Raw genomic sequence first — 5,259 nt, 5'->3', positions numbered from 1 at the left:
CCGCCACAGGACTCTGACCAGCGACAACACCGGCCAAGTCAGCCAGGAGCTCTCAAGTGGCACGAGTCAGGTTTGGGGAAGACCGGGGCGTACTTCAAGGTCTTGAACGCCGACTCGCTGTAGGGATTATCGGGCTCATCACAAAGCAGGGTGTAGTTGGGGTCTGAATCCGCCGGTCTCGAGCAGCGATCTGGCTATGTAGTGGACGAGGTTGCGGAAGCCGAGGGCTGAGCCGCGGAGGTGTTCGAGCCGACCGTTCAGGGCCTCGGTGGGGCCATTCGAGGTGCCGGGCCGGTCGAAGTAGGCGAGGATGTCAGCGGCCCGCTTGTTCAGGGTGCGGCCCAGCACGATAACCTCCTTCAGAGCGGCGGGGACACCGCTGCCGACGGCGTCGATGACGGCCTGCATGCGGATGCGTCCCGTGGCCCGGTCGGGTTCCCGGTAGGCAGCGATCATCTTCTGGTAGATGCCCCAGGTGGTCTCGACCTCGACGTGGTCATGGCCGGCGAACAGGGTCTCTAGGCGGGTCTTCTGTCGGGCGGTGAGCAGGTCCAGACCGGTGAGGAGGGTGCGGCGGGCCCGGTAGAGCGGGTCGGTGGCACGGCCGCGGTGGCCGTGGAGGTCTTGCTGGACCCGCCTGCGGCATTGGTCGAGGGCATCCCCGGCGAGGCGGATCACGTGGAATGGATCCATCACAGCAGTGGCATCGGGCAACTCTTCGGTGGTGGCGGTCTTGAACCCGGTGAAGCCGTCCATCGCGACGACCTCCACCCCGGCCCGCCACTGCTTGGGACGGGCAGCGAGCCAGGTCTTGAATGCTTGCTTGGAGCGGCCCTCGACCATGTCCAACAAGCGTGCCGGGCCGGTGTTGTCCCTGATCGGAGTGAGGTCGATGATCACGGTGACGTATCTGTCGCCGCGGCGCGTGTGGCGCCAGACGTGCTCGTCGACGCCGAGCACGCGCACGCCGTCGAACCGCTTCGGGTCATCAATCAGGACCCGCCGGCCTTCGGCCAGGACGGCGTCGTTGGCAGTGTTCCACGACACGGCCAAGCCTTCGGCGATCCGGGCGATGGTGAGGTGGTCGACCACGAGTGCTTCCAGCGCCCAGCGCAGCGCCCGCCGGGACAGCTTGGATCGCGGTTCGGCGGCCTTGCTCATGTCCTGGCGCCACACGTGTTCGCACTCGGAACACCGGTAGCGGCGCACCGTGATCAGCAGGACGGTGGGTCGCCAACCGAACGGCTCGTGCGCCAACCGGCGAACCACGCTGCCGCGCGGGGTTCCCTCACAGCCGCACCGTCGGCACCACGGGTCGGGATTGGCGACCCGGCAGGCCAGTACCGCCTGGTTCGGCTCCACATGCTGGCCGATGACCTCGAGGCCGAGCTCATCGAGGCGGGTGAACGTGGTCAGGTCAGGGCTAACGAAGGTAGCGTGGGGCACGTCGAGGTCTTCCGGATGGGCAGTGTGAGAACTTCCATCTTCGGGAGGCCTCGACCCCCATCCACGTACCGACGCGCCGCACAGCTCAAGACACCGCTACACCCTGCTTTGCGATGAGCCGGTTATTCTCACCACCGGTTTGTGCCGCCGTCCAGAACTGCCGAGACCTCCGATATGTCCCAAATTCGCACAAAAATTGGGACATATCGGAGGTCTCGGCAGGTGGGGCCGGTGGGAAAGCCCGAGTCAGCGGGTCAGCGGACCACTTCCGGGTTGACCGGGAACGGCGGGACCTCCCCGCGGGCCATGGCCAGGGCGTTCTCCGCGCACATCTCCCCCATCCGGGCGCGCGTGGCACGCTCCGCCGAGCCGATGTGCGGCAACAGGAACGTGTTCGGCAATTCGGCCAGACCGTCGGCCAGGGCGGGCTCGTTTTCGTAAACATCCAGACCGGCCGCCTCGATGGTGCCGTCCCGCAGCGCTACCACCAGCGCTCGTTCGTCAATCACCGGTCCACGCGCGGTGTTGACCAGCACGGCGGTCGACTTCATCCGGGCCAGCTCGTCGGCCCCGATCAGGTGCTTGGTCTCCGGGGTCAGAGGCACATGCAAAGAGATGTGGTCGGAGGTCTCCAACAGTTCGTCCCACGAAACCTGGGTGACCTTCCGGGCCAGATCCCCGAGTTCGTCGTCGTCCACCGGGCGGTCCTGCGGCGGACGCTGCACAAAAACCACCTCCATGCCGAAGCCCAGGGCGCGGCGGGCCATGGCCTTGCCGATGCGGCCGAAACCCGCGATCCCCAGGCGGGTTCCCGTGATGTCCGCGCTGAGCAGCAGGTCGGGGGTCAAGCCTTTGAACTCGCCGGAGCGGACCATGGTCTCGCCTTCATGCGCACGGCGGGCGGCGGCCAGGAGCAACAGCATGGCGATGTTGGCCGTGGCATCCGAGAGCACATCCGGGGTGTTGCCCACAAAGATCCCGTTTTCGGTGGCCGCCTGGACGTCAATGTTGTTGAACCCAACACCAAAGTTCGCCACACCCTTCAGCGAAGACCCCTTGAGGACATCTGCGGTGACCTGGTCGGAGAGTTGGGTGATCAGGACGTCGTACCGGCCACTGTGGGCAGCGTCCTTGAGCTCCTCGGCGGTGTAGCCGTGCCCGATCTCCACCTCCCCGGCTTCACGGAGCATGTCCTCGGCGGGGCCGGGCAGCGGAGCAGTGAAGAGGAACGAGGGCATGGGGCCACCTTTCTGTTGCACCCTTCCGGGCGGGCTGGCGTATCCCACCCAGTCTGTCACCTCCCCCACCCACGACGGCGGCGGGTCATCCACTCCCCCTCCCCCTATGCCGAGTAGGCCGTTTGATCGCCCCTGACTGGCTCAGCAGCGACCAAACGGCCTACTCGGCGAGGTCACCCTGTTAAACGACCAGCTGCTTGTCAGCGAAGTTCAGTTGATGGGCCGCGTCTCGGGGCTACGGTTACCGAGCGCCCTCAGCGACGTCTCCAACCACCGGTTGTCCGCACGAACCGAAACCATACAGCGTCGCGCAGAATCCGTATTAATCTGTTCCACCGTCAGTTCCTTGAAGACACTCGCTGGGCTGCGGTCCATGTATGTCGTCGCTTGCTGTGAACAGTCCAGAGAACCCGTCGAATCGGAAGACACACGAGCCACCACCTCTCCCGTGTGGTCATTCGAACACGGAACGAACTCAGCGGTGCGCCCGTTTAAGCATTCCCGCAACGCCACCCCATCGTTGAGATCGAGGGCACCGGCGAAGGAGACGGCAACCTGCTGACCCTCCACGGACAAAACACAAACGTCATCGACCATGGACACACTGACTCCTCGATCCAGAACGTCTACATCGGGATTGCCACCCATGTATCGTGTGGCAGCCTCAATGGAGCACGCGTCTCCCGCGCCGATAATTTCCCCAAAATGTGCGGTGTCACACGCAACTACGGAAGAAATGTCTTCCACGGAGTTCAAACATGCCCCCGGGGCCGCACCTTCATCCATTGCATCATCGACCATGGCGTGCGAGCTCGCGCCATTTGGAGTCCGCAGATCACGCTGATCGGTCCGAACCTCGGCATCCTGGCCATCTGTATGCAATACGAGAGTCGTTACATAGGCCAGAACACTCACACAAACACCTATCGAAGTAACCACCAAGGTGGCCATGGCAATTCGAATGCTCAAAGACCAACTCGACCACTTGTTGCGCCACGAGAGGAGCCAGCTATTCACCCCAAGCACACCCCGCCACGGCATCTGGTCACCCACAGGGTTGGGTTCAGACACGCCTGAGTCCGCGAAGGGCGGATCACTGAAGCTCGACATCCCAGATCACAGCGGTAGAGGTGCCGGAGTTGCCGCACTCTGTGACTTCATCGTCCAGATAAAACTCGACTTCCAACGCGTTCACATCCGCGACCTCGAGGTCGAATCCTTGGACCTTGTTGAACGGGATGCGCTGAATGTCGATCTGGTTGCCGTTGCCCACAACGCGAACTACCAGTGTGTCCCGGCTGGATTCGGACTGATTGGCTTGTCCTGCCTTGAAGGAGAGTTTGTCGAAGTTGTTGGCCAGGCGCAGTTCGAGTCGCGCGGGGCCGCCGTAACCACTACCGCAGTCACGAATCTCTCTTGAGATGCCCGAAATACTGTTCTCATCAGCGACGTCATACCGATTCTCCGCCCAGTAATCTCCCGGTTGGAAGAACTCAGACAACGTAAGGTTCTGACCCTTGACGTCCTCGCTGAGTACTGCACCCTCGGTGGACGAAGGTGACGCCCCGCGAACGGGTGTGTCGTCAGCCGTTTCTGTAGGAGACACGGCTGATGCAGTGCTCGCGGTCTCTGTGGCCGTGGTCGACGCCGATGGATTCGTTGTGGGGCTGGCATCCACCGGCGCGGCCGTCACCGTGACCGTGGCCGGGGCGGAAACACTCTCGTCCTGGGAGCTGTCCGGTGGATTGCACGCACTGAGAACCAAGATCGCAGCAGTAATTACGGAACCCACACTGATGGAACGGACCTTGTTCACGACAACCCCCTGGCACCTGGCGCATTGAACAGTTCCACCAGGTCGGTTACCCGGTGGGAATTCATGAAGACACCCTGACATGCAGAGATGCGAATTGCCAGGTGCATGGAAGCTGAAGGGATTGCATGACGCTGTGTTGCGCATCTCATATCCCAATTCCACGAGACTACATTCTGGCCCGACGACGGCGGGTCACCCCGTTACCTTTTCGGCGGCGCCTGGATCGTCCAGGATGAGCAGGTGCCGGCCAGCCGGTCCTCGGCATGATCGTTGCCCCCAGTCGCACTCATGATCCGGGGGGTGTTGTCACCGAGGACCGGTCTGGTGATCACGGATCGCTGATAGAGGCGGGGCCCCCTCACGAGGGTCTTTGTAACGTGGATGCCGAGCGTGATCACCACAGGGCTGGCCAGCACGACCATGGCCCGACCAGCCCAGGAGCAACCGCCATGACCACCCCAACCCCGGCCGTGTACATCGGCCTCGACGTCGGCAAAACCGACCACCACGCCGTAGCACTCACCAGCAACGGCGAGACGGTCTACGACAAGGCCCTGCCCAACGACGAGACTCGCCTGCGAGGCATCCTCGACGAACTCTGGAAGACCCATGGGCCCGTGCTGCTTGTCGTCGATCAGCCGGCCACGATCGGTGCCCTTCCGGTCGCCGTGGCCCAGTCATGTGCCGGTGTTGAGGTGGCGTATCTGCCGGGACTGGCCATGCGCCGGATCGCGGATCTGCACCCGGGCTCGGCCAAGA

6 protein-coding genes are annotated in these 5,259 nt (G+C 63.3%); 2 read left to right on the top strand and 4 right to left on the bottom strand.

From position 1 onward, the window contains the following. Positions 1-138 precede the first annotated feature (138 nt). From GTW58_RS12750 to GTW58_RS12735, 4 genes are all read right to left on the bottom strand, one after another. Positions 139-1,446 carry an ISL3 family transposase gene (locus GTW58_RS12750; RefSeq protein ID WP_119933792.1) on the bottom strand — a complete coding sequence of 436 codons (1,308 nt, stop codon included), beginning with the start codon at positions 1,444-1,446 and terminating at the stop codon, positions 139-141. Positions 1,447-1,700: 254 nt separating this feature from the next. Then, entirely contained in the window at positions 1,701-2,684 is a 984-nt protein-coding gene (locus GTW58_RS12745) for a 2-hydroxyacid dehydrogenase (protein WP_119933791.1), read from the bottom strand. A 210-nt stretch (positions 2,685-2,894) separates the two neighbouring features. Next, positions 2,895-3,755, bottom strand: coding sequence for a hypothetical protein (locus GTW58_RS12740; RefSeq protein ID WP_157980605.1), 861 nt, complete (start codon positions 3,753-3,755; stop codon positions 2,895-2,897). 22 nt (positions 3,756-3,777) lie between these two features. Continuing rightward, on the bottom strand, positions 3,778-4,185 hold the full coding sequence (locus GTW58_RS12735; protein ID WP_119933789.1) for a hypothetical protein: 408 nt from the start codon (positions 4,183-4,185) through the stop codon (positions 3,778-3,780). Between the two features lie 16 nt (positions 4,186-4,201). On the opposite strand from GTW58_RS12735, the gene GTW58_RS12730 reads away from it, so the two are divergent. Both GTW58_RS12730 and GTW58_RS12725 read left to right on the top strand, forming a co-directional pair. After that, the gene (locus GTW58_RS12730; protein WP_157980604.1) at positions 4,202-4,528 is read left to right on the top strand and encodes a hypothetical protein; all 327 of its coding nucleotides are present in this window, start codon (positions 4,202-4,204) and stop codon (positions 4,526-4,528) included. Positions 4,529-4,949: 421 nt separating this feature from the next. Then, positions 4,950-5,259: IS110 family transposase (locus tag GTW58_RS12725; RefSeq protein WP_168023539.1), on the top strand; the 310-nt coding region annotated here is incomplete at its 3' end.

This window comes from Kocuria subflava, from assembly GCF_012163155.1.
Lineage (GTDB): Bacteria > Actinomycetota > Actinomycetes > Actinomycetales > Micrococcaceae > Kocuria > Kocuria subflava.
Note: the sequence above shows the minus strand (reverse complement) of the source record. Positions and strands in the feature narration are given on the sequence as shown.